The 26,497-nt window shown below is 66.1% G+C and carries 20 protein-coding genes and 1 pseudogene; 7 read left to right on the forward strand and 14 right to left on the reverse strand.

The genetic code is table 11. The annotated features are described in order from the left end of the window. From QZ609_RS01395 to QZ609_RS01410, 4 genes and pseudogenes are all read right to left on the reverse strand, one after another. Positions 1-106 (reverse strand): annotated as a pseudogene (locus QZ609_RS01395) (enoyl-CoA hydratase); the annotation flags it as partial. Continuing rightward, positions 103-708 carry a MarR family transcriptional regulator gene (locus tag QZ609_RS01400; protein ID WP_295490019.1) on the reverse strand — a complete coding sequence of 202 codons (606 nt, stop codon included), beginning with the start codon at positions 706-708 and terminating at the stop codon, positions 103-105. The pseudogene QZ609_RS01395 and the gene QZ609_RS01400, both read right to left, overlap by 4 nt. Then, positions 705-1,478, reverse strand: a complete 774-nt coding sequence (locus tag QZ609_RS01405; RefSeq protein ID WP_295490022.1) for an SDR family NAD(P)-dependent oxidoreductase — start codon at positions 1,476-1,478, stop codon at positions 705-707. The genes QZ609_RS01400 and QZ609_RS01405 overlap by 4 nt, the downstream gene beginning before the upstream one ends. A gap of 1 nt (position 1,479) precedes the next feature. Then, a complete protein-coding gene (locus QZ609_RS01410; RefSeq protein ID WP_295490024.1) occupies positions 1,480-3,840 on the reverse strand; it encodes a bifunctional salicylyl-CoA 5-hydroxylase/oxidoreductase in 2,361 nt (786 codons plus the stop codon). 206 nt (positions 3,841-4,046) lie between these two features. Here QZ609_RS01410 and QZ609_RS01415 point away from each other — a divergent pair, with 206 nt between their 5' ends. Further along, positions 4,047-4,721 (forward strand): DUF2076 family protein, encoded by a 675-nt coding sequence (locus tag QZ609_RS01415; RefSeq protein WP_295490028.1) that lies wholly within the window; start codon positions 4,047-4,049, stop codon positions 4,719-4,721. 69 nt (positions 4,722-4,790) lie between these two features. On the opposite strand, the gene mctP is transcribed toward QZ609_RS01415, so the two are convergent. From mctP to nirK, 7 genes are all read right to left on the reverse strand, one after another. Continuing rightward, complete coding sequence (gene mctP, locus QZ609_RS01420) at positions 4,791-6,302, reverse strand: monocarboxylate uptake permease MctP (RefSeq protein ID WP_295490030.1); 1,512 nt, start codon at positions 6,300-6,302, stop codon at positions 4,791-4,793. Beyond that, positions 6,302-6,481, reverse strand: a complete 180-nt coding sequence (locus QZ609_RS01425; protein WP_295490033.1) for a DUF3311 domain-containing protein — start codon at positions 6,479-6,481, stop codon at positions 6,302-6,304. Before QZ609_RS01425 ends, mctP begins: the two co-directional genes overlap by 1 nt. Positions 6,482-7,467: 986 nt before the next feature. Continuing rightward, positions 7,468-8,145: a glutathione S-transferase family protein gene (locus QZ609_RS01430; RefSeq protein ID WP_295490036.1), complete on the reverse strand. Its 678-nt coding sequence runs from the start codon at positions 8,143-8,145 to the stop codon at positions 7,468-7,470. Between the two features lie 116 nt (positions 8,146-8,261). Continuing rightward, positions 8,262-9,080, reverse strand: a complete 819-nt coding sequence (gene blaOXA / locus QZ609_RS01435) for a class D beta-lactamase (RefSeq protein WP_295490039.1) — start codon at positions 9,078-9,080, stop codon at positions 8,262-8,264. 124 nt (positions 9,081-9,204) lie between these two features. Continuing rightward, positions 9,205-9,792 carry an SCO family protein gene (locus QZ609_RS01440; RefSeq protein WP_295490042.1) on the reverse strand — a complete coding sequence of 196 codons (588 nt, stop codon included), beginning with the start codon at positions 9,790-9,792 and terminating at the stop codon, positions 9,205-9,207. After that, positions 9,789-10,580: a formylglycine-generating enzyme family protein gene (locus tag QZ609_RS01445; RefSeq protein ID WP_295490044.1), complete on the reverse strand. Its 792-nt coding sequence runs from the start codon at positions 10,578-10,580 to the stop codon at positions 9,789-9,791. Before QZ609_RS01445 ends, QZ609_RS01440 begins: the two co-directional genes overlap by 4 nt. Before the next feature lie 23 nt (positions 10,581-10,603). Then, entirely contained in the window at positions 10,604-12,103 is a 1,500-nt protein-coding gene (gene nirK, locus QZ609_RS01450; RefSeq protein ID WP_295490046.1) for a copper-containing nitrite reductase, read from the reverse strand. A 275-nt stretch (positions 12,104-12,378) separates the two neighbouring features. Between nirK and QZ609_RS01455 the strand changes: the two genes are divergently transcribed. Continuing rightward, the gene (locus tag QZ609_RS01455; RefSeq protein ID WP_295490048.1) at positions 12,379-12,666 is read left to right on the forward strand and encodes a DUF2249 domain-containing protein; all 288 of its coding nucleotides are present in this window, start codon (positions 12,379-12,381) and stop codon (positions 12,664-12,666) included. A gap of 57 nt (positions 12,667-12,723) precedes the next feature. After that, entirely contained in the window at positions 12,724-15,000 is a 2,277-nt protein-coding gene (locus QZ609_RS01460) for a nitric-oxide reductase large subunit (RefSeq protein WP_295490050.1), read from the forward strand. A 207-nt stretch (positions 15,001-15,207) separates the two neighbouring features. On the opposite strand, the gene acpA is transcribed toward QZ609_RS01460, so the two are convergent. Together acpA and QZ609_RS01470 are read right to left on the reverse strand one after the other, a co-directional pair. Further along, positions 15,208-16,800: an acid phosphatase gene (gene acpA / locus QZ609_RS01465; protein WP_295490053.1), complete on the reverse strand. Its 1,593-nt coding sequence runs from the start codon at positions 16,798-16,800 to the stop codon at positions 15,208-15,210. Positions 16,801-17,210: 410 nt separating this feature from the next. Further along, a complete protein-coding gene (locus QZ609_RS01470) occupies positions 17,211-18,515 on the reverse strand; it encodes an MFS transporter (protein ID WP_295490167.1) in 1,305 nt (434 codons plus the stop codon). Between the two features lie 198 nt (positions 18,516-18,713). Between QZ609_RS01470 and QZ609_RS01475 the strand changes: the two genes are divergently transcribed. Further along, the gene (locus QZ609_RS01475) at positions 18,714-19,436 is read left to right on the forward strand and encodes a helix-turn-helix transcriptional regulator (RefSeq protein WP_295490055.1); all 723 of its coding nucleotides are present in this window, start codon (positions 18,714-18,716) and stop codon (positions 19,434-19,436) included. Positions 19,437-19,535: 99 nt separating this feature from the next. Further along, positions 19,536-20,321 (forward strand): hypothetical protein, encoded by a 786-nt coding sequence (locus QZ609_RS01480; RefSeq protein ID WP_295490057.1) that lies wholly within the window; start codon positions 19,536-19,538, stop codon positions 20,319-20,321. On the opposite strand, the gene QZ609_RS01485 is transcribed toward QZ609_RS01480, so the two are convergent. Further along, positions 20,318-21,793 (reverse strand): efflux transporter outer membrane subunit, encoded by a 1,476-nt coding sequence (locus QZ609_RS01485; RefSeq protein WP_295490058.1) that lies wholly within the window; start codon positions 21,791-21,793, stop codon positions 20,318-20,320. The genes QZ609_RS01480 and QZ609_RS01485 overlap by 4 nt on opposite strands. 224 nt (positions 21,794-22,017) lie before the next feature. Here QZ609_RS01485 and QZ609_RS01490 point away from each other — a divergent pair, with 224 nt between their 5' ends. Beyond that, positions 22,018-23,235, forward strand: coding sequence for an efflux RND transporter periplasmic adaptor subunit (locus QZ609_RS01490; protein ID WP_295490060.1), 1,218 nt, complete (start codon positions 22,018-22,020; stop codon positions 23,233-23,235). Between the two features lie 52 nt (positions 23,236-23,287). After that, complete coding sequence (locus tag QZ609_RS01495) at positions 23,288-26,458, forward strand: CusA/CzcA family heavy metal efflux RND transporter (RefSeq protein ID WP_295490062.1); 3,171 nt, start codon at positions 23,288-23,290, stop codon at positions 26,456-26,458. Positions 26,459-26,497 lie beyond the last annotated feature (39 nt).

Below are 26,497 nucleotides of genomic sequence, written 5' to 3' on the forward strand. Positions count from 1 at the left end.
TGGTGGCGACGCCGCCCACCACGCTCCACTTGAAGTGCGTGGCCTGGTAGCCCGCGAGCGGGCGGCGGTTGCCGGCCAGCAGGGCCGGATCGATGCGGTCGGTCATGGTTTATTCAGGGTCGGGGAGGATTGATCATCGCGGGCGTCGAGCTCAACTTCGCGCTCGGCCAGATGCATGCGCAGCCGGCCCAGTTGCGCGTAAAGCGCGTCCTTGTTGGCAACGCCCAGGCCATCGAACATCTCGATCAGCCAGCGTTCGTGTTCGGCAGCCATCTCGGCAAAGTTCTGGCGGCCGGCGGCCGTGAGCGACACGCGGAAGGAGCGGCGGTCGTCCGGGTCGGGTTCGCGCTTGACCAGCCCTTCCTTCTCCAACTGGTCGGTCAGGCCGGTCACGTTGCCGCCCGTCACCATCAGGTAGCGCGACAGCACGTTCATGCGCATGCCGTCCGGGTAGCGGTCGAGCTGGGCGAGGTAGTCGAAGCGCGGCAGCGTGGTGTTGAAGCGCGTGCGCAGACGCTGGCGAATCTGCTGTTCGATCTGCGTGCTGCAGGCCAGCAGGCGCAGCCAGATCTTCACGTCGATATGGTCGTCGGCCTGCGCGCGGGCCTCCAGGCCGATGCGCTCATCGCCGAGCACCTCCACCACCTTGTGATAGCCGGAGGCGCGCGTCGCGAAGGCGGTCTTGCGGCGAGTGCGGCTGGTGCTCACATCACCTCCCCGCCCGAGACCGAAATGGCCTGGCCCGTGATCGACGATGCGCCATCCGAGCACAGCCACACCACGGCGTTGGCCACCTCGTCCGGTGTCACCAGCCGGCCTTGCGGGTTGCCCTTGGTCAGTTCGGCGCGCGCTTCCTCGGCGCTGCGGCCGGTGCGGGCGACGATGCGGTCGATGCTCTCGCGCACGATGTCGGTTTCGGTGTAGCCGGGGCACACGGCGTTGACGGTCACGCCGCGCGCGGCCAGCTCCAGCGCCAGCGAGCGCGTGAGGCCGATCACGCCATGCTTGGCCGCCACGTAGGCCGACACGTAAGCGTAGCCGCGCTGCCCGGCCGTGCTGGCGATGTTGACGATGCGCCCACGGCCCGACGCCTGCACATCAGCCAACGCAGCCTGCGTGCACAGGAAGGTGCCGGTCAGGTTGACGGCTAGCATGCGCTGCCACTGGTCGAGCGAGGTCTTGGCGAACGGCGCGCTCTCGGCCTGCCCCGCGTTGTTGACGAGGATCGAGATCGGGCCGAGCCCGGCGCGCGCCGATTCGAAGGCCGTCGACACGCTCGCTGCGTCCGCCACATCGCACGTGACCACCTGGGCGCGTGCACTGTCCGGCAGCGTAGCCGCAGTCGCTTCCAACACGGCTGCGTTGCGCCCCATCAGCGTGAGCGTGGCGCCTTGCGCGGCCAGTTGCGCGGCGATCGCGGCCCCGATGCCCCGGCCCGCGCCGGTGACGACGGCATGGTGTCCTGCCAGCATCGGCATCTCAAACCCCCTGCATGCGGTTCGCCTGCTCCAGCGGCGAGAGCCCCGCCGCCTGCGCCGCCATCGCGCGCTCGCGCTCCAGGTTCCGTTCGAGCTGCAGCTTGCCGGCGCGGTACTGCTTGGGCCACGGCATGTCGAGGTAACCGATGCGCGCGGCCTCGTTCAGCGTCCAGGCCGGGTTGGCCAGGTGCGGACGCGCCACGGCGCACAGGTCGGCACGGCCGGCGGCGATGATGCTGTTGACGTGGTCCGCCTCCGAGATCGCGCCCACGGCGATGGTGGCGATGCCCGCCTCGTTGCGCACGCGGTCGGCAAACGGCGTCTGGAACATGCGGCCGAACACCGGCTGCTCCTTCTTGCTGACCTGGCCCGACGAGCAGTCGATCATGTCCGCGCCCGCAGCCTTGAAGATGCGGGCGATTTCCACCGCATCGTCCGGCGTGATGCCGCCTTCCACCCAGTCGTGCGCGGAGATGCGCACCGACATCGGCTTGGTTTGCGGCCACACCTCGCGCACGGCGTGGAAGACTTCGAGCGGGAAGCGCAGGCGGTTCTCCAGCGAGCCGCCGTATGCGTCACTGCGCTGATTGGTCAGCGGCGAGATGAACGACGACAGCAGATAGCCGTGCGCGCAGTGCAACTCCAGCCAGTCAAAGCCGGCCTCGGCGGCCAGGCGTGCCGAGCGGACGAAGTCGTCGCGCACACGGTCCATGTCGTCGCGCGTCATGGCGTGCGACCACTGGCTCACGCCATCCAGATACTGCTGCGGCGAAGCGGAGGTCAGCGGCCAGTTGCCATCCGGCAGCGGCAGGTCGATGCCCTCCCACGCCACCCGCGTCGAGCCCTTGGCGCCCGCGTGGCCGAGCTGGATGCCGAGCTTGGCATCGCTGTTGCCATGCACGAACTGCACGATGCGCGCCCAGCCGTCGCGGTGTTCGGTGTTCCACAAGCCCGGGCAGCCCGGGGTGATGCGTGCATCGGGTGAGACGCAGGTCATTTCAGCCATCACAAGCCCGGCACCGCCCATGGCGCGCGCGCCCAGGTGCACGAGGTGATAGTCCGCCGGGTGGCCGTCGTCGCACGAGTACTGCGCCATCGGCGACACCACCACGCGATTCTTGAGCGTGACGCCGCGCACGGTGAACGGCGTGAACATCGGCGGCACCGAGCCGTGGTCAGGCACGCGCGGTGCACCGGCTTGCTCAGCAATCCAGTCTTCAAACGATTCGAGATAGGCCTTGTCGCGCTGGCGCAGATTCTCGTGGCTGATGCGCTGGCTGCGCGTGAGCAGCGAGTAGGCAAACTGCTCGGTCGGCAGGTTGGCGTAGCGCGACACGTTCTCGAACCACTCGGTCGAGTTGCGCGCGGCGTTCTGGATGCGCAGCACTTCCACGCTGCGCACGGCTTCGTAGGTGTCGAGCGCGCCCTTCAGGTCGCCCGGCTGCTGGCCGACGCAGCGCGCGAGTTCGATCGAATCTTCCAGCGCCAGCTTGGTGCCCGAGCCGATCGAGAAGTGCGCCGTGTGCGCCGCATCGCCCATCAGCACCACCGGCGTGTTGTGCGCGTTGGTGTGCACCCAGTGGCGACACACCACGCGCGGGAAACGGATCCACTGCGCCGAACCGCGCAGATGGCTCGCGTTCGACATCAGCGTGTGGCCGTCGAGGTACTTGGCGAACAGGCGCTCGCAGAAGGCGATGGCGTCTTCCTTCTCCATCGTCTCGAGGCCCGCCTTGCGCCAGACGTCTTCCGGCGCCTCGACGATGAAGGTGGAGGTCTCGTCGTCAAAGCGGTAGGCATGCGCCTGGAACCAGCCGTGCTCGGTTTCCTCAAACGCGAACGTGAATGCCTCGAACAGCTTGTGCGTGCCGAGCCAGACGAAGCGGCAGCGGCGCGTGTCGATGTCGGGCTGGTAGGTGGCGGCGTACTTGGTGCGGATGCGGCTGTTCAGGCCGTCGCTGGCGATGATGAGGTCGGCGTCGGCGTAGGCGGTGTCATCCTGCACGTCGGTCTCGAAGACGAGCTTGACGCCCACTTCTTCGCAGCGCGCCTGCAGGATATTCAGCAGCCGCTTGCGGCCGATGCCGCAGAAGCCGTGGCCGCCGGAGCGCACCACCTGGCCACGGATATGGACTTCGATGTCGTCCCAATGGTTGAACGCGTCGAGGATCTGCGCGGCGCTCTTGGCATCCGCGCGCTGCAGGTTGCCCAGCGTCTGGTCGGAGAACACCACGCCCCAGCCGAAGGTGTCATACGGCCGGTTGCGCTCGACCACCGTCACGTCGTGCGACGGATCCTGCAGCTTCATCAGCAGGGCGAAATACAGCCCGGCCGGCCCACCACCAATACAGACGATCTTCATGACGACTCCGCGTTTGATGCGGTATTACATTAGTCATGAATAGTTTAGTTGTAAAGTAATTTGACGGAGGATTGCGCTGGGGTAAACGCCAAGCCACCGCCTATGTGGGCGATGCTGCACGTACAGATCGGCCGCGCCTCTTAATGCTCGCTTAAGACTCGCTTCCTAGACTGGCCCCGTCCCTCACGACACGCATAGGAAACACCATGACCCCGCAAGAGATGCAAGCCTTGGAAACCTTCCTCGCCCAGCTCACGCAAGCCCGGGCCGGCGCCAAGGACCCGCAGGCCGACGCCCTGATTGCCGAGGCCGTTGCCCGGCAGCCCGATGCCGCCTACTTGCTGGTGCAGCGCGCCCTGCTGCTCGACCACGCGCTCGCCGCGGCCAAGACGCAGATTGCAACGCTGCAAAGCCAGGTGCAGGCGGCACAGGCGGGCGGGTCCAATGCATTCCTCGACCCGGCCAACACGTGGGGCAATCCGGCCAACCGTGCCGCACCAACCCCCGGCTATGCACCCGCTGCGGCTACGCCCGTGCCGATGCCCGCACCGGCCCAGGCAGCACCGGCCGCCCGCCCGGGCTTCCTGAGCGGCGGGATGGGCAGCGCGCTCGGCGGCATCGCCACCACGGCCGCGGGCGTGGCCGGCGGCGCGTTGCTGTTCCAGGGCATCGAGAACCTGTTCCACCACAACAGCGGCGGCGGCTTCCTGGGCGGGCAACCGGTCATGGGAACCGGGTCGAGCGAAACGGTCATCAACAATTACTACGGGAACGACAGCGACCGGTCGCTCAATGCCGACACCACGTCGCGCGACGACGGCCTGCTGGACACCGATTTCAGCAACGACGATTTCTCCAGCGACGACTCCACGCTGATCTAGCCGCGCCAAAGAAAAAGGGCCGGCACCCTACGGGTCCGGCCCTCTTCGTATGCCTCTACAGCGCGACGCTCAACCCGCCGACTGGCGCAGCGCAGGCGTCTCCTCACCACGCTTGCCGAGCAGCAACTGCACCACCACCGCCACCACGACGTTGAAGATGAGCGCCGTCAGGCCCGTGTAGATCGCGTAGCTGCCGCCGCCGATCACGAACGTATGCACGGGCTTGATGCCGTCGGCAAACGCCAGCCAGCTGCCGCCGATCATGCCCGCCGCCCAGCCGGCCAGCAGCGCCGGCGCACGGAAGCGGTTGGAGAGGTTGAACAGCCCGAACACCACCGACGGGAAGGTCTGCACGATCCACACCCCGCCCAGCAGTTGCAGGTCCAGCGCAAACTTGGTCGGCAGGAACAGGATGAAGATCAGCGCCCCGGCCTTGACGATCAGCGAGACGACCTTGGCCACCTTTTCCTGGCCCGCCGCCGTGATATCCGGCGCGACGTACGGCTTCCAGAAGTTGCGCGTGAACAGGTTGGCCGCGCCGATCGACATCACCGCCGCCGGCACCAGCGCGCCAATGGCAATGGCCGAGAACGCAAACCCCGTGAACCAGCTCGGGAACAGCGCGTTGAACAGCGCCGGCACCACGTCGTTGTTGTTCTTGACCGAGATGCCCGCCGCGTAGGCCATGAAGCCCAGCAGCGCGATCAGCCCCAGCAGCACGGTATAGGCCGGCAGGAACACGGCGTTCTTGCGGATGGTGTCCGCGCTGCGTGCCGCGAAGATGCCGGTCAACGTATGCGGATACATGAACGCCGCCAGTGCCGACCCGATCGCCAGCGTGGCGAACGGCAGGAACTGCGCCGACTTGAGCGTGAGGCCCGTCGCTCCGCCCTTCAGGGCGAATGCATCGTGCGCATGCGAGAACACCGCACCGTAGCCGCCCAGCTTGGCCGGCACCAGCACCACCGCCACCAGCACCACGATGTAGATCATGATGTCCTTGACGAAGGCGATCAGCGCCGGCGCGCGCAAGCCCGCCGAGTACGTATACAGCGCGAGGATCACGAACGCCGCCGCCAGCGGCAGCTCACCCGTGAGGCCCAGCGCCTTGATCACGACCTCCATGCCGATCAGCTGCAGCGCGATATACGGCATGGTCGCCACCACGCCCGTGAGCGCCACCGCAAACTCCAGCGGGCGCGAGCCATAGCGGCCGTAGACGGCGTCCGCGGCGGTCACATGGCCGTTGCGCTGCGCCACCTTCCACAGCTTGGGCATGATCATGAACACGATCGGATACACCAGGATCGTGTACGGCAGCGCGAAGAAACCATACGCGCCCACCGCATACACCAGCGCCGGCACGGCGATCACGGTGTAGGCCGTGTAGAAATCGCCGCCGACCAGGAACCACGTGATCCAGGTGCCGAAGTTGCGGCCGCCCAGGCCCCATTCATCGATGTGCGCGCCGCGGTCGGAGGTGCCACGCTGCCAGCGCGAGGCGACGAAGCCCAACACCGTCACCAGTGCAAAGAAGAAGACGAAGACCGCGAGCGCGACCCAGTTGATCTGACCGTCCATCATTCCTCTCCCTTCTTGACGCCGTGGCGGTACACGATCCAGATCAGCGCCGAGGTGATCGGCACCCACAGGAACTGGTACCAGTAGAAGAATGGAAAGCCGAACAGCGCGGGCGTCTCCTGGTTATAGAACGGAACCCATAGCAGGCCGATGAACGGCAGCGCGAGCAGGTACTTCATCGCTTGTCTCCTGAGGTGCGCGGGACTTCTGTTGTGTTGTTGGTGAGGGGCGTGGAACCACGTCGGCTTGTCCGTGCCGTTTGGCCGGTGGGGCGAGTCCTCCGTCTTGTCGTTCTAGTCGGGTCGAACTGCCGCGGGCGCGGTGCCGGGCATGCGCACTGTGGCGGCACCGACTTCAATGCACCATCCGCACCTGTACGCAGGCGCCACACGTAGCACTACGTAGCAAGCGTATGCTTTTCGCATGGAATAAGGAATCTCTCAGATTGGCGGGCCGCGCCTAGGGTTTTTACGCATTCCAGGCGCAGAGCACGACCACGTCGCCCATGGTGAGACCGCTCCAAACCCGCGCCATGCGGCCTGGCGCTTGGGAATGCGGCTTGCCGGCAACGGGCGTCGCGTCGCGGCAGAAGCCCTGGCTCAAGCAGGGACATCGCCCGCCCTCACACCCCGTTAGCCACGAACACTTCCGGCAACAGCACTAGCGCGTCGCACAGCACCGGGCCGCCGGCATGGAAGGTCAGCTGCTACACCGTCTCGACGATCTGCTCGCGGGTGGCATCACCTTGAGCGCGGCCTCGGCATGGCATGGCCCGCCTGCCAATCTCAGCGGGGCCGGCAAGCCCGGTGGAAACGCCCGCCGATTTAAAACCGCGCGCAAACGATTACTGGCGTTTTAAAAACCCGATCCAAGTCAGCGTATTAACAACACGCTGCGCAGCCCGTCGTGCCCACCATGACTCAACGCCTCACAGGCACCGACCCGCAAAGCCAGGCCTGACGCCAAGACCGGCGCCCAGCACCCGTGTTAAGCGCGCATTTACTTAGAGTAAATCCTCAAAATCGGGCGCGCTTTTAATTTGTTTTCAATCTGAGTTTCGTATTTTTTGTATCGTGTGTCCTGCGAACTGCGAACCGCAATTCCATCCCACTTAGCCCGGCGCCCCCTCTGCCGGGCTTCTTTTTTTGTGCGATGCAATGCGAGCTCAGGCCGGTTCCTGCGCCGTCATGCGGCGCGACAGGGCCGAGCGCCGCGCCAGCAAAAACGCATGCAAGCGCTCCGCATAGTCCGAGCCGACGGCATCCCGCACCGAGGGCCGTAGCGCCAGTTGCGCGCGCCAGGCGTTGACCTTCGGCAAGCCCGTTAGGACGCCGAAATCGCCAACCGTATCGAACACGTCAAAGTACCGGAACACGGGCCCGAACACTGCATCGACGATGGAAAAATGCGCCCCGTCGAAGTACGGCCCGTCGGCCAGCGCCGCCTCCAGTTGCGCGAAGCGCTGGCGTAAATCCGCTGCGCGCGCGGCCAGCGCATTGTCATCGGGGGCGCTGTAGAACGCCCCGATAGCGTTGAGCACCGACGAGCCGAACTCCATCCACGCGCGGTGCCGCGCCCGCGCCAGCGGCGCATCGGGATGCAGCCGCGGCGCCTCGGTCTCGTCCAGGAATTCGCAGATGACGGCGGATTCGAAGATCGCCGCCTCATCCACCAGCAGCACCGGCGTCTTGCCCAGCGGCGAGACGTGCAGGAACCTGTCCGGCTTGTTGGCAAGGTCGATGTCGCGCCGCGTGAAAGCGACGCCCTTCTCCTGCAGGACAATCGCGGCACGCTGCACGTAGGGGCAAAGCGGGTGGCTGACGAGGGTGAGTTGCGGGCGCATCGTGCCGCTCCAAGAGGTGGATGCACCGGACTCTACGGCGCGCGCTGCACCGCAAAAATACGCAGCGCTGCAAGCCCCGCTTGCGCGCGCGCAATGCCCTGCGGGGCCATGCCCGCTTAGTTGGCGGCGCCCGTGAGGAGGTCCGGCAAGTCGGCCAGGAACGCGTCGCGCGCACGCGGGCCGGCGTAGGTGGGTTCGAGCTTCTCGTCTTGGATCAGATGGGCGAACACGAGCGTCTTCGTGCCATTGGTCACCCAGCCGACAAACCAGCCGTAGGCATGGGCCTGGTCCCAGCTGCCATCAACGCCGGTGGTGCCGGGCGCGCCGGTGCCGGTCTTGCCGTGGACGGTCCAGCCGCCCGGCAGTTGCTTGACCTGCGTGATGCGGTCCGTCATGTCGAGCGCGCGCGCGGACACCGGCAGCTGCCGGTTCACGATCTTGCGCAGGAAGCCGACCTGCTCCTCGGGCGAGATCTTCAGCGACGAGGTGATCCACGAATGGTCGAGGCTGTTGTTGCGCCCTGGGTCGCCCGCGACATCCATGTTGCCGTAGTCGAACTTGCGCACGTAGGACTGGAACGCGTCGGCGCCCAGCGCGTGCGTGATGCGCTGCGAGTACCAGACCACCGAGTACTGGAGCCACGACGACGGATCGATCGGCTTGCGCCAGGCATCGCCGCCCCAGTCGGGGTCGCCCTTGCGGAAGGGCAGCACGGGCGCGTGTTCGTCTTTCAGGAAGCCCGCGTCATAGCCCATCACGGCCAGGGCGATCTTGAACGTGGAGGCAGGTGTCACACGCTCGCTGCACTGGCCGTCATGCATCAATGCCGTGCCGGTGGCCGCATCGGCGACGATCGTGCACAGCGGTTTGGCGAAAGCAAAGGGCGCGAGCGCGGCCAGCGCGACGCCCATGGCAAGTTGGCGAAGTCTCATCATCGGTCGGGGGAGTGAGTGAAGTGATGCGGCAGCGTAGCAGCGCGGCCGCATCATCACCGGTGCATGGCACGTAACGCCTGTAACGTTCACTCGCCGGGCCGGCCCGGGTCAGGCAAACCGCAGCTCAGGGCTTGCCGGCAACCAGCTTGCGCATGGCCTCGACCAGCTTCGGGTCGGTCGCACCGAGCGTGTTGGTACGGGCGCTGATGCGCCCGTCGGTGTCGAGCAGGAGGATGGTGCTGGAGTGGTTGAAGTCGCCGTCGGCCAGGCGCCGGTACTGCACGCCCAGGAGTGCCGCGACTGCGCGCGTGCCGCTGCTATCGGCCCGCGCAAGCTGCCAGTGGTCGCCCGCACTATGGTCGGCGGCCGTCTTCCTGAGCACGCCGACGGAATCGCGCTCGGGATCGACCGTGATCATCACCACCCGCACGCCGTCTTGTGCGGGCTTGCCGCCCTTGGCCAGCGTCGCGCGGATGGTCTCGAAGATCATCGGGCAGACCATCTGGCACGACGAATAGAACATGCTGATCAGCACCGGCTGGCCGCGCAGGTCGGCCAGGTGGAAGGTGCGGCCGTTCTGGTCGGTCAGTGTCACGTCGGATTGATAGAGCGAGCCGGAGGCGAGCGCACCGGCGGCCTGTGCGCCACCGGCCAGACCGGCCAGGAGAAACAGCGCCAGCAGCGCGCGGCGCATGGGGTTGAGGCACTTCATGGTTGGTCTCCGTGGAGGGTGCGGGCGCAGCGGAAGCCCAGGCTACCTGTGGCATCCGCGCCCGCGAGGGAGGACAGCAACGCCACGCGCATCAGCACGGCATAGCTGTCGCGCCGCACGATGCTGATGGCACCGGCGCCGCAGAATTGTTGCTTGTCGGGGTCGCCCTGCGTGCGGCTATCGCCGGCGATGAAGAGCGCGTTGAAATCGTCGACCCACTCCCAGATCAGGCCGTGCAGGTCGCGCACGCCGTGCACGTCGGGGGGGCCGCCCACCGCCGGCAGCACGCGCAGCGCCGGCCGCTCATACCAGGTGAGGATGCGCTGGCCCCATTGCGGGTCGTCGCGCGCGTCGGCGCGGGTGGCGTCGGCCGCGGCGGCGGATTCCCACTCCAGCCAGGTGGGCAGGCGCGCGCCCTCGCTCTCGCAATAGGCGCGCGCGGCAAACCAGGTGACGCCCGTCACCGGCGCCTGTGGCGAGGCCTGCGGGTCCGGATGCAAAGCGTCGGCCCAGTCGAGCAGATACGACGGGCCGGCAAACACCTCCGGCACGCGGTCGCGGCGCCAGGCCTCGTGCGTCTGCACGAAGGCCAGGTACTCGCCGATGGTCACCGGCATCGTGCGCAGCTCGAAGGGCTCGACGCGCACGCGCTGGGGCAGGCCCGGCGCGTTCTGCGGCAGCACGCTGTCGAAGTCGCCACCGGGCAGCCGCACATAGGCGGCGCCCTGGGCGGCGGCGCTGGCCAGCGCCAGCAGTGCTGCAGCGATGCGGTGGGTCAGGCGGGCCATGGCGATCTCGATCGCAGATCAGGTCAGTGCTCGGCCACCGCCTTGGACGGCACGGGCTGGGCACGCATTTGCTTGACCTCCTCGGCGCTGATACGGCCGCCGGGGTTGTCCCAGCTGTTGAGCACGTAGGTCAGGATGTTGGCGACCTCGTCATCGTTGAGCTGCGTCATCGGTGGCATGACGGAGTCATATTCCTGGCCGTTGACCTTGATCTTGCCGTTCAGGCCGTGCAGCAGGATACCGATCGCGCGCTTCGGGTCCGCCGCGAGGAAATCCGACTTGGCCAGCGGCGGGAACACGCCCGGCAGACCCGTGCCGGCGCCCTGGTGGCATACCGAGCAGGTGCCCGCGAACAGCGCACGGCCTGCCTGCACCTGATCCTGCACGGTGAGCGTGCCGGAAGCCGATGCCTGCGTCGCCTTGGTGACAGCGGCCAGATTGGGGCCAGCGCGGTCGCCCAGGTACACCGAATCGAGCTCCTTGCCCGAATAGACCAGCTTGTTTTCCGGCCCATCGACCTTGAGGATGGCCATCGCCCCCTTGTTGAAGGCACGGAAGATCGAGTGATCCACCAGCACGTAGCTGCCCGGCACCTTGGCGGTGAACTTCACGACGGCCGCGCCGCCCGCGGGGATCAACGTGGTCTGCACGTTCTTCTGCACGTTGGTGCCGCCCTCATAGCGCACCTGGTCAAAGATGGCGCCGATCACGTGGAAGCTCGACACCAGGTTGGGCCCGCCGTTGCCGACGTAGATGCGCACCGATTCACCGGTCTTGGCCCGCAGCGCCTTGTCGCCGGTGAGTGCACCTTCCGCGCCATTGAAGAGCACGTAGGTCGGGCGCTCATCGATGGCCTTTTCCATGTCGAACGGCTGCTGGCCCTTCTCGCGGTACTTGCCGCCGGTGTAGAAGTCACCCTGCATCACGTAGTACTCGTGGTCGACCTTGGGCAGGCCTTCGGGCGGCTCCACCAGGATCAGCCCGTACATGCCGTTGGCGATGTGCATGCCGACCGGCGCGGTGGCGCAGTGGTAAACGTAGATGCCTTCGTTGAGCGCCTTGAAGGTGAATTGCGACTCATGCCCCGGCGCGGTGAAGCTGGAAGCCGCCCCGCCGCCCGGCCCGGTCACGCCATGCAGGTCGATGTTGTGCGGCATCTTGCTGCTCGGGTGGTTCTTGAGGTGGAACTCCACCGTGTCGCCCTGCCGCACGCGGATGAAGCTGCCCGGCACCGTGCCACCGAAGGTCCAGAAGGTGTAGCTCACCCCCTCAGAGATCTGCATCTCCTTCTCGACCACCTCCAGGTCCACGATGACCTTGGCCGGGTAGTTGCGGTTGACCGCGGGCGGCACGTTGGGCGGGCTGGTCAGCACCGCATGGATGGGCTCGCCGCGCGGCGGGCCGAAGTCGCCCGGCAGCCTAGCGGCAGCCCCGGCCGGTGCGCCGCCTGCCAGCAGTGCGCCCAGCGCCACAGAAACCAGGCCCGCACGTACCAGACCGCGGACCACTTGAAGACGGCTCATGTTTTCCCCCATTAGTCGATGGATGTCGTCCGCTTCACGTTAGAAGCCGGTTGCCAGTAGGGTTTTGATACAGCGCAAAGAAAAATCGGCGAACCGGCCGTCCCCATGCTGCACCGCACAGTCCATGCCGCGGCAGGACGCCATGCAGCGGACATCAAGCGCCCCATAAAACAAGCATCTGATCTACATCAATAGCGAGGTAGATTGCGCTCACTACTATAGATGCATTCTTGATGCATCTTTTAGATGCCGAACCCAACCGAACGGAGTTCCCCATGACACAGCTCGCCTCCTCCCTCCAACTCGATCTGCGCGTGCTGGCACCGCGCGAGCGCCATCCGCTGATCTTCGCGACCTTCGGCAAGCTCGAAGTCGGCCAAGCGCTGGAGCTGATCAACGATCACGATCCGCGCCCGCTGCAAGCCCAGTTCCAGATCGAGCGGCCCGGCCAGTTCTCCTGGGCCACCCTGGAACGCGGCCCGCATACGTGGCGTGTGGCCATCACCAAGGTGGCCTCGGCCGCCAGCGCCGGCCAATGCTGCGGCAGCTGCGGCGGCGCCTGATCTCCCGGATCGCATCCCAAATCGCACCCTCAATCGCACCCTAGCGAGGAACCTGTCATGAAAAACAATCAGAGGCTGTGGCGGTGGCTCGGCCTGATCTTTGTCCTGTCGTTCGGGGCACTCGGGTATCTGGGACGCCAGATCTACCTGGCGGCGCCGCCCATTCCGCAGGCCGTCGTCACCACGGCCGGCGATGTGTTGTTTACCGGTGAGCAGATCCAGCGCGGCCAGCAGGCCTGGCTGTCAGCGGGCGGCCAGCAGCTCGGCACCGTCTGGGGCCACGGCGCCTATGTCGCGCCGGACTGGTCGGCCGACTGGCTGCATCGCGAAGCGACGGCGCTGCAGGCCCTGCGTGCGCAGCAGCAACATGGCGCAGGCAAGTCGCTGACGGCGTCGGAACAGGCAGCCGTCGATGCGACGGTCAAGGAGGAGATGCGGCGCAATACGTATGACGAGGCGCGCAACAGCGTCACCGTCTCGAAGGAACGGGCGCAGGCCATCCGCGACGTCGCGCAGCACTTCGAGGCGCTGTTCGGCACCGATCCGTCGCTGGCGGAACTGCGCAGCCAGTACGCGATGGCGACCGGCGTCCTGCCGGCCCAGGCCGACCGTGAAGCGCTGGCCGCGTTCTTCTTCTGGACGTCGTGGGCTGCCGCCACCGACCGCCCGGGCGAGACCGACCTGTCGTACACCAGCAACTGGCCGCACGAGCCGCTGGTGGGCAACACCATGACCAGCGGCGCGGCCATGTGGTCGATGGTGAGCATCATCCTGCTGCTGGGCGGCATTGCCGCGATGCTGTGGATCCATGGCGCCGGCAAGCATGAAGCGGAAGCAGAGCCGCTGGCGAACGACCCGTTCCTCAACGCGGTCGCCACGCCGTCGATGAAGGCCACACGCAAGTACTTCTTTGCCGTGGTCGGGCTGATGCTGCTGCAGATCGGCATGGGCGCCATCACCGCGCACTATGCGGTGGAGGGCGAATCCTTCTTTGGCATTCCGCTGGCGCAGGTGCTGCCGTACGTGATCAGCCGCACGGTGCACACGCAGCTGGGCGTGCTGTGGATCGCCACGGCGTGGCTGGCGACGGGCCTGTATATCGCGCCGCTGCTGTCGGGCCGCGAGCCCAAGTTCCAGAAGCTCGGGGTCGACCTGCTGTTCTGGGCGCTGATCTTCATCGTGGTGGGTTCCACCGCCATGGGCTGGTTGGGCACGCTGCAGCATCGCGGCGTGGACTTCAGCTTCTGGCTCGGCAACCAGGGCCTGGAATACACCAGCATGGGCCGCGTGTGGCAACTGCTGCTGTTTGTCGGCCTGCTGTTCTGGGTGGTGCTGCTCGGCCGCGCCCTGTGGCCGGCGCTGAAGACGCCGTCGGAATCGCGCGGGCTGATCGCCATGGTGTTCCTGTCGGCCACCTGCATCGGCGGGTTCTATTCGACCTCGCTGGTGTGGGACCAGCACACCCACTACTCGATGATCGAGTACTGGCGCTGGTGGCTGGTGCACCTGTGGGTCGAGGGCTTCTTCGAGGTGTTCGCCACCGCCGTGGTCGCGCTGATCTTCACGCGGCTGGGCCTGATCCGGGCAGCCAGCGCCAACCGTGCCATCGTGGCGGAGACCATCGTGTTCCTGTTCGGCGGCATCCTGGGGACGCTGCACCACCTGTACTTCACTGGCACGCCGACCTCGATCATCTCGGTGGGCGCTGTGTTCTCGGCGCTGGAAGTGGTACCGCTCACGCTGATCGGGCTGGAAGCGCTGCAGAACTATCGCCGCACGCAGGGCGTGGCGTGGCTCGGTGCCTACAAGTGGCCGGTGCTGTGCTTCGTGGCGGTGGGCTTCTGGAACACCGTGGGTGCAGGCCTGCTCGGCTTTGCCATCAACCCGCCGGCCTCGCTGTACTACGTGCAGGGCCTGAACATGACAGCCGCCCACGGACACGCCGCGCTGTTCGGGGTGTACGGCATGCTGGGCATCGGCCTGATGCTGTTCTGCCTGCGCGGCCTCTATGCGCGCAGCCTGCACGCCGACAGCCTGCTCAAGCCCGCGTTCTGGGGCCTGAACATCGGCCTGGCGATGATGGTGTTCATGTCGCTGCTGCCGGCCGGCATCTACCAGGCCTGGGCCAGCATCACCAAGGGCATGTGGTACGCCCGCTCGCCGGAGATCGTCCACTCGAAGCTGATGGAGACGCTGGTGTGGCTGCGCGTGCCGGGTGACATCGTGTTCGCTGCGGGCGCCCTGCTGCTGGCGTGGTATGCGTTGCGTCTGCTGCGCCGTCCGAACGCGCGGCAGCCGGAACCGGTGGCGGTGTCGGCCAAGGCTGCACGCTAATCGTCCTGCACAGGGGCTGGAACACCGGCCCCTGCGCCAACCCAACCCGACACCCGCGCTCGCGGGTGTTGTGCTTTCAGGCGATGGACCGAAAAGAAAAAACCCCACGCTGCGCACAGCGTGGGGTCCATCAACAGTCAGCACCGCTGACTGATCGCCGATTGTTGGCAGTTCACCATCGACTGCCTGATCGCGGCTGATCGGCGCTCAAGGCGCCTGGGTAAAGTCAAACGCGTTGGTCAGATCGCCGGTGGCCGAGCGGAAGCCAGCCAGTGCCTTCAGGTTGAAGCGCTTGGTGATGAACTTCAGGATGGACGCCGTATCGTAGTAGGTATGGTCGACATAGCCCTTCTTCGCGTACGGCGAAATCACGACAGCCGGAATCCGCGAGCCGGGGCCCCAACGGTCGCCAGTGGGCGGCGCGACGTGGTCGTAGAAGCCGCCAAACTCGTCGGTCGTGATGACGATCGCCATATGCGCCCATTGCGGGCTCTTCTGCAACGTGCCGAGCACGTTGGCGAGGTCGACATCGGCATCCTGTACGTCGGAATAGCCGGGGTGGCCGTTCACGTTGCCGGCGGGCTTATAAAACGCGACCGGCGGCAAGGTTCCGTTTGCGGCATCACTGAGCATGTTGGTGACATCCTGCAGGTGGTTCGCGCGCTCGATTTGCCCCTGGGCGGTGGTCGGGTCGAAACGGGTGTAATAGTTGAACGGCTGATGATGGGGCTCGAAGTCCGGTTGGCCCGGGTTTTCCGTCCAGATCAGCTTGTAGTTCTTGCTGTCGCGCACGTTCAGGCCTTCGGCCAGCGCGTTGTTCCATTGGCCCGCATACCATTTCCAGTTGACCCCAGCCGCGGTAAGCGTGTCGCCGATGGTCGTGAATTTGCTGGAGTCGATCGGCGGCAGTACCGCCGAGCCTTCGTAGGCATCGCCGGCGGGATTGGCCAGACGAATGTCTTGACCCACCGCAGACGGCGCCGCGCTAGGCTGATACGGCGGCAGGATGGTATTGACCGCATAGCCATCCGGCGTCACCGAACCGTCGTGAACAAATTTGACCGCCCCCGTATTGGCTTTGGCCGGTGAGGTCGGATCGATCTGCAGCGCCTTACCGCTGGCGTCGACGGTCGCGATCTCGCTGGCCGGTGCGTTGGGGTAGGTCGGGGCGCAGGCGCAGACCAGATATTGGTGATTCAGGAACGAGCCGCCAAACGCGCCCTGGAAGAAGTTGTCGGCCAGTGTGTATTGTTGGGCAAGCTTGTACAGGTTCAAGCCTGAACCGTCGAAGTAGCCCATCACGTAGCCGCCGCGGTTCGAGTAGGCCGCGAACATGTTGTTGGCGCCGCCATTGATCTGCATCTGGTTTTGATAGAAACGATGCACGAGATCCGGCCCGACCACGCTCATGGTGCCGCTGATCGGTGCCGCATCCAGACGGAACGGCGCATTGGGCAAGGTGCTGACCTGACCCAGCGAAGGATCCGCCTGGCTGCCCCAGACGGCGGGCAAGTTCGCAAGCACGGTCTTACCATCGAAATCCACCTGTGCGTTCGCCGCCGTGACATTGCCGAGGCCGTTGGCGCCAGGGAAGTGGCCAAACAGGTTGTCGAAGGAACGATTTTCCAGATAGATGACAACGACGTTCTGGACCTTGTTGATATCCGTCGCGGCGGGCGTCGCAACCGCGGGCGAGTCATTGGCGGAGTCGTTGCAGCCAGCGAGCGATACAAGCAGAACCGATGCAGCAAAGATACTGCGAACAGCCACGGCAATTGGTCGCAAACATTTGCGTTCCATTATTCGCACCTTATATTTTTTGAATAATAAATAAGAAAAATTGGCTCACCGCTCCCCCCTGAAAACGACAAAGACACTCTATAAAACGACTGGATTGGTGGCGGCATCGGAGTTTATGTGGCTGCCCGTGACGGTTTCATAGCAAGAGCATCAGCAATTTTTTTGCTGTCTTTGGTTTTTTTGCGTGTCCACGGCAAACACGCCTCTCGTGAATTAGGAACGCGTTAAACCATTCCTTTGCAGAGCGATCCTGGTATCGCGTGCGTGAAGCGCGACGAGGACGGCGATGGCAGAAGACAAAAGGCGCAGCTGCTGTTGCGCGAAACCGAGCGCGAACAGCGCATGGCATTGACACGGCGCCGCCAGACGACGCAGGGGCTGGACACCGGCCCCTGCACAAACCAACCCCATCACCCGCGCTGGCGGGTGCCATGCCTCCAGGCGATGGCGGCGCAGACCGACTGCACCGCCGCGCCGCACAGCAACGCCGCGCGCAACCCCTGCGCGCCACCGTGGCAGCTGGCATAGACTGCGCCCATCATCGCCACCCCCAGCGTCGCCCCGCTCATGCGGGCCACGTTGACCAGCGCGGACGCCGTGCCCGAACGCTCCGGCCCCACCGCCCCCACCGCCGCGCCCATCAGCGGGCCGGTGGCAAACCCCATGCCGAGCCCCGTCAGTGCCAGCCCGACGGCCGCCGGCAGGTTCGATGCGCTATCGGCCAGCCCGCCCAGCACCAGCAGCCCGCACGCGATGATGACCACGCCGCCCGCCGTCGCCAGCCGCGTGCCCCAGCGGCGCACCAGCGCGCCCGAGCCCGGCGACACCACCGCAAACACCAGCGCCATCGGCATCAGCGCGATGCCCGCGCCGGTGATGGAGAAGCGCCCCGTGCTCTGCCACATCAGCGGCAGCAGGAAGAGCACGCCATACATGCCGAAGGTCATGCCGGCAGTGGCGACGATCGCGCCACGAAACGGGCGGATGCGGAACAGGTCCAGCGGCACCAGCGCAGCCGCGCCGTGGCGGGCTTCCACGTGGAGGAACCCGGCGGTGGCCGCCATCGCCAGCAGCAGCACCGCCAGCGCAACCGCCGGCGCCTGCTGCATCTCGATGGCGGCGAAGGCCAGGCCGCTCAGCGCAACGGCGCCGAGCACCTGCGCCAGCGCATCGAAGCGACGATGCGCAGGGTCTGACGATTCCGGTATCACGCGCAGCGCCAGCCCCATGGCCAGCAGGCTGATCGGCACCACCACCCAGAACACCGCCTGCCAGCCGAAGTGCGTCACCAGCAGGCCGCCCACGGTCGGGCCGATCGCCATCGACAGGCCATTGCACGCCGCCCACACGCCGAGTGCGCGGGCACGCTCGGCCGGGTCCTGCCACACCACGCGCAGGATGGCGAGCGAGGCCGGCAGCAGCAGCGACGCGCCCACGCCCGTCAGCGCCCGCCCGCCAATCAGCCAGCCGATGGACGGCGCCAGCGCACACACCACCGAGGCCACGGTGAACACCAACGCCCCGGCCACGAACGCGCGCCGCCGCCCGTACAGGTCGGCCAGCAGACCACCAGTGAGCAGCAGCGCGGCATAGGCAAGGTTGTAGGCGTCGATCACCCATTGCAGCGCGCCGATGGGGGCGTGGAAGAACTGACCGATCGGCCGCATCGCGAGGTTGATGACCGCGGTGTCGATCTGCGCGACCAGCACGGCCATCGACAGCGCGCACAGCACCAGGCGGGGGCGTGCAGGCTGGGCGGCGGCGCCGGGCTGCAACGTCAAGGCATCCATGTTCAAGCTCCTGGAGAACGATGGCGCCAGCGTAGTGCGCAGCGGGTGCGCGACGTTTCGATCCGTGTCGAAGCATCGTGACCGCCCGTTCCCTAGAATGGCCGGGTTGACGAGGAGTCCGCCATGTCGCTTCCGAACAGCTTTTCCGGCACCGCCTTCCTGATCGCCGACCCGGCCCGGGCGGCCATGCTGACTGCGTTGCTCGACGGGCGTGCCCTGCCGGCGGGCGAGCTGGCGCATGCCGCCGGTGTCACCGCGCAGACGGCGAGCACGCATCTGGCCAAATTGCTGGAGGGCGGGCTACTGCTGCTGGAGACTGAAGGCCGGCATCGCTACTACCGGCTGGCCGGCGCGCACGTGGCGCAGGCGCTGGAGCACCTGGCCGCCATCGGCCCCGCCGGCACCGCACGCCGCCCGGTGCTGAGCGCCAAGGCGCGCGAGCTCGGCTTCTGCCGCTGCTGCTACGACCACCTGGCGGGGCAGGTTGGCGTGGCCGTCACGCAGGCGATGCAGGCACGCGGCTACCTGGCGCCGGTAGCAGACAAACAATATGAGATCCCGCCCGCCGGCCATGCATGGTTTGCCAGCGTCGGGCTGGATGTGAGCGCCATCCGCCCGACGCGGCGCGGTCTGGCGCGCCAGTGCCTGGACTGGACCGAGCGCACGCACCACCTGGCCGGACCGCTGGGCGTCCAGTTCCTGCACCGGCTGTGCGAGGCCGGCTGGCTGCTGCGCGCGCGAGCCTCGCGCGCGGTGCTGGTGACACCCAAGGGGTGGCAGGAATTGCACGCACGACTCGGGGTGGATGAGGCGCACGTGCGCGCCGGCGCCGGGGCCGATCACTAACGCGAACGCCTCTCAGGCCGATTTGTGTTTGCAAGCCGGGGTTATTCCGGAAACGCCCGATTGCGCATTTATGATCCGGGTCAAAAACTGGGGTCCTCCATGCTGCTATCGCGCCTCGCCCGCATTGCCGGGCTGACCGTCGTGCTCGGGTTGCCGGTGCTGCCCGCGCACGCCGTGCTGCCCGACGAAATCCAGGTCTACACCGGCGACATCAACGCCCCCGGCGAGGTCGGCCTGGAGCTGCACCTGAACACCACGCCCAGCGGCATTAGCGAGCCTTCGTACCCCGGTGAAATCACGACACCGCACGGGTGGCGGGCAACGGCCGAGTTTTCCTACGGCTGGTCGCCCTCGCTTGAATTCGGCCTGTACGTGCCGACCAGCCTCACGCGCGACAACACCTATTACGTGACCGGACCGAAGGTGCGCGTGAAGTGGATGCCGGTGCGGCCGGAGGACGGTGTGGGGCGCTTTGCCGGCATCAACGTGGAGCTGGCCCACGTGGCACGCCGCTTCGAGCAATCGCAGAACGTGGCGGAGCTGCGCCCCATCTACGGCTACCAGGACGCGCGCTGGCTGTGGGCGGTGAACCCGGTGCTGGATTGGACAGTGTCGAGCCCGGGTCGCAGCGGCGTGCCCGATGCGGCGCCGAGCTTCAAGATCGCGCGCACGGTGGCGACCGGCGTGCGCGCTGGGCTGGAGTACTACGCAGACTTGGGGCCCATCAACCACCTCGCGCCGCTGCACGAGCAGCAGCACACCGCGTACCTGGCCTTCGACGTGGACCGCAAGCCCTTCGTCTTCAACTTCGGCATCGGTCGGGGCCTGACGCGCGCCACCGACCGCTGGACCTTCAAGTGGATCTTCGAGATTCCGCTCAGTTAATGCGTCGATGAGGTACGCGCCGATGCGGCGTCGGGCTCCAGGGCCACGGCCCCCTCAGGCCGGTTCCACCAGCCACCGCCCAGCGACTGGAACAGCGCAGCCGTATCGCTAAAGCGGCCGGCACGCGCTGCGATGGTCGCCTGGGTAGCGGCCTGGTAGGCCTGCTCCGCATTCAGCACGGCCAGCACGTTCACGTAACCGAGCCCAAGCTGCTTGGTGGTGATGTCGAGCGTGGTGTTTGCAGCCTGCTCGGACTTGAGCGCGGCCTTCAGGATATTGGCGTCGGCATCCAGCGCTTGCAGGGAGTCCGCGACGTTCTGGAACGCCGTGATCACGGTGCCGCGGTACTGGGCCTCGGCCTGTTCCACGCCGGCGTCGGCTGCGCGCTTCTTGAACCACAGCGTGCCGCCGTCGAAGAAGGTCTGCGTCACGCTGGCCGCCAGGGCCCAGAAGACGTTGCCGTCGCTGAACATCTGGCTGAAGACTTCGGCGGCCCCACCCCGGGTGGCAGTAATCGTGAATTGCGGCAGCATGTTGGCAATGGCCACGCCCACCTGCGCGGTGGCGGCATGCAGTTGTTCTTCCGCGGCACGTACGTCCGGGCGCTGCCGCACCAGTTCCGACGGCAGCGACACCGGCAGCTCCTGCGGGAGGGCGAAATCGGCAAACGTGAAGGTCTCGCCCACGCCCTCGCTCGGCAGCTTGCCCGCCAGGGCGGCCAGCAGGTCGCGCTGCACAGCCAGCTGCTTCTGCAAATTCGGCAGGGCCTGCTCGGCCTGGGCCAGCTGCGTCGTCGCAGCGGCCACGTCCAGCCCGGTAACAGCACCCAGCTTGAACTGCCGCAGCAGGTTGTCGAGCAGCTTCGTATTGACTTCGACCACACGCTGCTGCGCCTCGATCTGCGCGCGCAGCGAGGCCTCCTGCACGGCTGCGACCACGATGTTGGACGCCAGCGTCAGGTACGCCGCCTCCAGCTGGAAGTACTGCGCGTCGCGCGACGCGCGCAGCGACTCGACCGCCCGGCGGGTCCCGCCGAATACATCCGGCGCGTAGCTCACCGTCAGCTGCGCGGTGTGCAAGCTGTAGATCGGGGCGTTCGACGTCAGCGTGGGCGCAATCGTGCCGACCGCGTCTTGCTTGCGGGCGGGCGAATAGTTCCCTTGCAGCATCGGGAAGAACGCGCCCTGCTGCGAGCGCATCTGGTCATGCGCCACCTTCAGCGCCGCCTGGGCCGCAGCCAGCGTCGGGCTGGCGGCAAACGCATCGGCGATCACTTTGTTCAGCTTCTCCGACTGGAATGTCCGCCACCACTGGTCGGACACCTTCATGCCCGAGACGAAACGCTGGGCCTCGCCGCCGGCGGTCTGCGCCGATGTCGTCTGCTCAGGCAGCGGTTGCGGTGTGTACCCGCTGGCCTGTGGCGCCGGCGGCGTCTTGAAGTCGGGCCCAACCGCGCAGGCCGATACCAGCATGCAGGCAGCAACCGCTGCGGCACGAGCGTGCGAGGGAATTGCGTTCAGAACGACATTCAGCTTGTGGCCCGAAAACGACATGGTGCGCCCAATTCTTGTCAGCGATGGAATGGCCGGGATTCTATTCGGCGGCGAATGAACCGCGTACTGTGATTGATCACAGTAGACCGGACCGCCTCAGACCCCCATCATGCGGGCAATTTTTGTAATCTTGGGGGTTTGTCGTGGGTTTCGATGCAAAATCCGCCGCCGTGGGGGGCGCCGCCGCCGCTGTTGCCGTAGCCGGCCTGATGTTCGCGTTTTCGGGGCGCACGCAGACCGCGCCTGTATACGAACAGACGGAGACCAGCAAGGCTGCCAGCAAAGCCGCCTCGGATGCGGCAGCACGCAGGCAGCAAGGGGTAACGCTGAGCCAATCGCAGGGCGCGCACGTCAAGGTGGCCCCCGTGGAAGAGCACGAGTTCGCCAACCAGCGTGATGCGATCGGCAACATCGACTTCAATGAAGACCGCTCGGTGCAGGTCTTCACTTCCTATCAGGGCAAGATCCGCAACGTGTACGCCAAGATCGGCGACGACGTGCCCAAGGGCAAGCCGCTGTTTGATATCGAGAGCCCCGATCTGGTGCAGGCCGAATCCACCCTGATTTCCGCGGCAGGCACGCGCAAGCTGACCACGCGGGCGCTGGAGCGCGCGCACCAGCTGTTCGAGATCCAGGGCATTGCACAGAAGGACCTGGATCAGGCCACGTCCGACCAACAGGCCGCCGAAGCCGCCTACAAAGCCGCTCGCGACGCGGTTGCCATCTTTGGCAAAAGCCCCGCGGACATGGATCGCATCGTCGAGCAGCGCCACATCGACCCCATTCTGACGGTCGTCAGCCCCATCGCCGGCCGCATCACCGCGCGCAGCGCGCAACCGGGCCTGCTGCTGCAGCCCGGCAACGGCACGGCGCCGTTCACGGTGTCCGACATCTCCACCATGTGGATGCAGGCATTCGTGCCGGAAGCGGACAGCCCGCTGCTGCATATGGGGCAGAAAGTCCAGATCAAGGTGAACGCGTTCCCGGGCCGGATGTTTACCGGCATCGTGACGACCGTGGGCTCCACGGTCGACGCCAATACGCACCGCGTACTGGTGCGTTCGGAAATCCAGGACCCGAAGCATGAGTTGCGCCCGGGCATGTTCACCTCCTTCGCCATCCGTACGGGCGAGCCGACCCGTTCCCCGGCCATTGCGCCGAACGGCATCGCGCGCGAAGGCGACGGCACCATGACGGTATGGGTGACCACCGACCGCAAGCAGTTCGTTCCACGTACGGTCAAGCTTGGCCTGGAACAGGATGGACTGGTCCAGATCGTCGACGGGATCAAGCCGGGCGAAATGGTCGCCAGCGAGGGCGCGCTCTTCCTGAGCAGCGTCGCCGCGACGGCCAGCCAGTGAACCTGGCGCTTCTTCCTGACCGATCAATCCAGCGCTCACAAAGAGGTAGACCGTGCTGAGGGCCATTCTCAGGTTGTCGCTTACGCGCCGACCGCTCATTCTGCTGTTCCTGCTGGTATTCGCCGCGGCGGGCTTGTACGCCTACTCTAAGCTCAATATCGAGGCGTATCCGAACCCCGCTCCCGTCATCCTGGAAATCACCGCGCAGCAAGCCGGTATGTCCGCCGAGGAGATGGAGCGCTACTACACCGTACCGATGGAGGTCGGCCTGGCCGCCACGCCGGGCGTGTCGAGCATCCGTTCGACGTCGTTCTACGGCCTGTCCTTCGTGCGGGTGACCTTCAACTACGGGATCGAGTATTACTTCGCCTATTCGCAGGCCGCGTTGAGCCTGCAGCAGAACGTCAGCCTGCCGAACAACGTGCAGGCCCAGATCCAGGCTTCCAGCCTGGTGGGCGAAGTCGTGCGCTACCAGGTCAAGGGCCCGCCGCACTATGGCCTGACCAACCTGCGCTCCATCCAGGATTGGGTGCTCCAGCGCCGGCTGCTGACGGTGCCGGGTGTGGCGCAGGTGGTGAGCTGGGGCGGCCCGACCAAGAGCTATGAAGTTGCGGTAGACCCGCGCAAGCTCGAAACGTACAACATCACCCTGCCGCAGATGCTGACCGCGCTGGGCAACGCCAACATCAACGTCGGCGGGCGCACACTCAACTTCGGCCAGCAATCGATCAACATCCGGGGTGTCGGCCTGGTCGAAAACGTCAAGGACATCGAGAAGACCGTCCTGACGCAAAACAACGGCGTGCCGGTGCAGGTCAAGGACGTGGCAACGGTCAAGATCGGCTTCGTGCCGCGGCTTGGCATTGCCGGGCGCGACAATGAGGACGACGTGGCCCTAGGCACCGTCGTGATGAACCGGACCCAGAAAACCACCGACGTGGTGGCACGGGTCAAGGCCGAGATCCAGAAGATCAACAGCGACGGCACGCTGCCGCCGGGCGTGAAGGTCGACCTGGTCTACGACCGCTCCGAGCTGGTGACCACCACCACGCACACCGTGCTGCACGCACTGGTCTTCGGCTTCCTGCTGGTGTTCTTCATCCAGTGGGTCTTCCTGGGCGATCTGCGCAGCGCCGTCATCGTCGGCATCAACATTCCGTTCGCCCTGTTCTTCAGCATCATGATCCTGGTGCTGATGGGCGAATCGGCCAACCTGCTCTCGGTGGGCGCGGTCGACTTCGGCATCATCGTCGACGCGTCGGTGATTCTGGTGGAGAACATCTTCCGCAACCTCCAGATGCCGGCGGTTGAGCAGCATCGGCTGCTGGCAGGCCGCGACGGCAAGGTGCTCGGCATCCGGATTCCCGAGCGCATCCGCATGGTCTTCGTCAGCGCGCTGCAGGTGGACAAGGCGGTGTTCTTCTCGGCCGCCATCACGCTGGCCGCCTTCGTGCCCCTGTTCACCATGCAGGGCGTGGAAGGCCAGATCTTCGGGCCGATGGCACGGACCTACGCCTATGCGCTGATGGGCGCCCTGATCTCGACGTTCACCATTACGCCGGTGCTGTCGACGTACCTGCTGCCCAAGCACGTCGAAGAAAAGGAAACGATCCTGGTGCGCTGGCTGCATCGCCTCTATGCACCGGCGCTGAAGTGGTCGCTGAACAACAAGCGGATCTCGGTGGGCATCGGCGCCCTGGCGCTGTTGATCACGGGGCTGATGATCCCGCGCCTTGGCACCGAGTTCCTGCCCGCGCTGGAAGAAGGCAACCTGTGGCTGCGCGCCACCCTGCCCCAGACCGTCTCGCTCGAAGCAGGTGCGCCGACGGTGACGAAGATCCGGCAGATCCTGCTGCGCCATCCGGAAATCAGGACGGTCGTCTCGATGCATGGCCGCCCCGACGACGGCAGCGACGCCGCCGGCTTCTACAACGCCGAGTTCTATGTCCCGTTCAAGCCCTACACCGAATGGACCGCGGGCATGACCAAGGAAAAGATGGTGGCGCAGCTGCAGAAGGAGTTCTCGGATGAGCTGCCGGGCGTTGCCATGAATTTCTCGCAGTACATCCAGGACAACGTCGAGGAAGGCCTGTCCGGCGTGAAGGGCGCGAACTCCGTCAAGATCATCGGGCGCGACCTGAAGACGCTGGAGTCGCTGGCCGATCAGGTCTACGCGGAAATGAACCAGGTCAAGGGCATCGCCGACCTTGGCGTGTTCCGCGTGCTCGGCCAGCCCAACCTGAACATCCGCATCAACCGGGAGGCGGCGGCGCGCTACGGGCTCAACACTGGCGACGTCAACACCCTCGTGCAGTCGGCGCTGGGCGGATCGGTGGCCACGATGGTGGTGGAAGGCGATCGCCAGTACCAGATGCTGGTGCGCTTCGCGCCGGAACACCGCAACAACGTCGAGGCGATCCGCAACATCCGGGTGGCTTACTCGGCGCCGAACGGCTCCAACGGGTACATTCCACTGCGCGAGTTGGCTGACATCTCGCTCGACACCGGGGCGTCCTACATCTACCACGAGCGCAACGAGCGTTACATCCCGATCAAGTTCAGCGTGCGCGGACGCGATCTGGGCGGCACCGTGGAAGAAGCGCAGGAGCGCATCACCAAGAACGTCAAGCTGCCCGAAGGCTATCGCATCGTGTGGGCCGGCGAGTTCGAAGACCTCGAACAAGCCAAGAAGCGCCTGGAATTTGCCGTGCCCGTGAGCATGCTGCTGATCCTGGTGCTGCTCTATGGCCTGTTCAACTCGGCGCGCGACAGCCTGATGGCGCTGGCCGGCATTCCGTTCGCCATCACTGGCGGCGTGCTGGCGCTGTTCCTGACCGGGCTGGATTTCAGCATCTCCGCGGCGATCGGCTTCGTCTCGCTGTTCGGCGTCTCGGTGATGGACGGCATCCTGATGATCACGTACTACAACGATCTGCGCCGCACGCAGGGCATGAAGTCGACCGAGGCGATGTTCCATGCCGCGCAGCAGCGGATGCGGCCGATGCTGATGACCGCGCTGTCGGCGTGCATCGGCCTGTTCCCGGCGGCCATCTCCACCGGCATCGGCAGCCAGGTGCAGCGTCCGCTGGCGACCGTGGTGGTGGGCGGCATGCTGATCGGCCCGCTGATGCTGCTGGTGATCGTGCCGGCACTGCGGATGGTGTTCCTCGGCAAGGAGCCGGAGTCGGACGATCCGTCGACTGGAGACACCGCACCGGTCTGATGTAACCCCCGCCTTTCGGGGCGGGGTATGACGAGGCAG

This window comes from uncultured Ralstonia sp. (assembly GCA_913056305.1).
Taxonomy (GTDB): Bacteria; Pseudomonadota; Gammaproteobacteria; order Burkholderiales; family Burkholderiaceae; genus Ralstonia.

Bases quoted from the DNA above. Each gene is read 5' to 3' on its own strand.
- QZ609_RS01440 (WP_295490042.1), bottom strand. From the start codon at position 9,792: ATGAAGTGCCTCAACCCCATGCGCCGCGCGCTGCTGGCGCTGTTTCTC.
- acpA (WP_295490053.1), bottom strand. From the start codon at position 16,800: ATGGAACGCAAATGTTTGCGACCAATTGCCGTGGCTGTTCGCAGTATC.
- QZ609_RS01455 (WP_295490048.1), top strand. From the start codon at position 12,379: ATGACACAGCTCGCCTCCTCCCTCCAACTCGATCTGCGCGTGCTGGCA.
- QZ609_RS01485 (WP_295490058.1), bottom strand. From the start codon at position 21,793: ATGCTGGTATCGGCCTGCGCGGTTGGGCCCGACTTCAAGACGCCGCCG.
- QZ609_RS01425 (WP_295490033.1), bottom strand. From the start codon at position 6,481: ATGAAGTACCTGCTCGCGCTGCCGTTCATCGGCCTGCTATGGGTTCCG.
- mctP (WP_295490030.1), bottom strand. From the start codon at position 6,302: ATGGACGGTCAGATCAACTGGGTCGCGCTCGCGGTCTTCGTCTTCTTC.
- nirK (WP_295490046.1), bottom strand. From the start codon at position 12,103: ATGAGCCGTCTTCAAGTGGTCCGCGGTCTGGTACGTGCGGGCCTGGTT.
- QZ609_RS01475 (WP_295490055.1), top strand. From the start codon at position 18,714: ATGTCGCTTCCGAACAGCTTTTCCGGCACCGCCTTCCTGATCGCCGAC.
- QZ609_RS01445 (WP_295490044.1), bottom strand. From the start codon at position 10,580: ATGGCCCGCCTGACCCACCGCATCGCTGCAGCACTGCTGGCGCTGGCC.
- QZ609_RS01405 (WP_295490022.1), bottom strand. From the start codon at position 1,478: ATGCCGATGCTGGCAGGACACCATGCCGTCGTCACCGGCGCGGGCCGG.
- blaOXA (WP_295490039.1), bottom strand. From the start codon at position 9,080: ATGATGAGACTTCGCCAACTTGCCATGGGCGTCGCGCTGGCCGCGCTC.
- QZ609_RS01415 (WP_295490028.1), top strand. From the start codon at position 4,047: ATGACCCCGCAAGAGATGCAAGCCTTGGAAACCTTCCTCGCCCAGCTC.
- QZ609_RS01430 (WP_295490036.1), bottom strand. From the start codon at position 8,145: ATGCGCCCGCAACTCACCCTCGTCAGCCACCCGCTTTGCCCCTACGTG.
- QZ609_RS01480 (WP_295490057.1), top strand. From the start codon at position 19,536: ATGCTGCTATCGCGCCTCGCCCGCATTGCCGGGCTGACCGTCGTGCTC.
- QZ609_RS01460 (WP_295490050.1), top strand. From the start codon at position 12,724: ATGAAAAACAATCAGAGGCTGTGGCGGTGGCTCGGCCTGATCTTTGTC.
- QZ609_RS01410 (WP_295490024.1), bottom strand. From the start codon at position 3,840: ATGAAGATCGTCTGTATTGGTGGTGGGCCGGCCGGGCTGTATTTCGCC.
- QZ609_RS01470 (WP_295490167.1), bottom strand. From the start codon at position 18,515: ATGGCCGTGCTGGTCGCGCAGATCGACACCGCGGTCATCAACCTCGCG.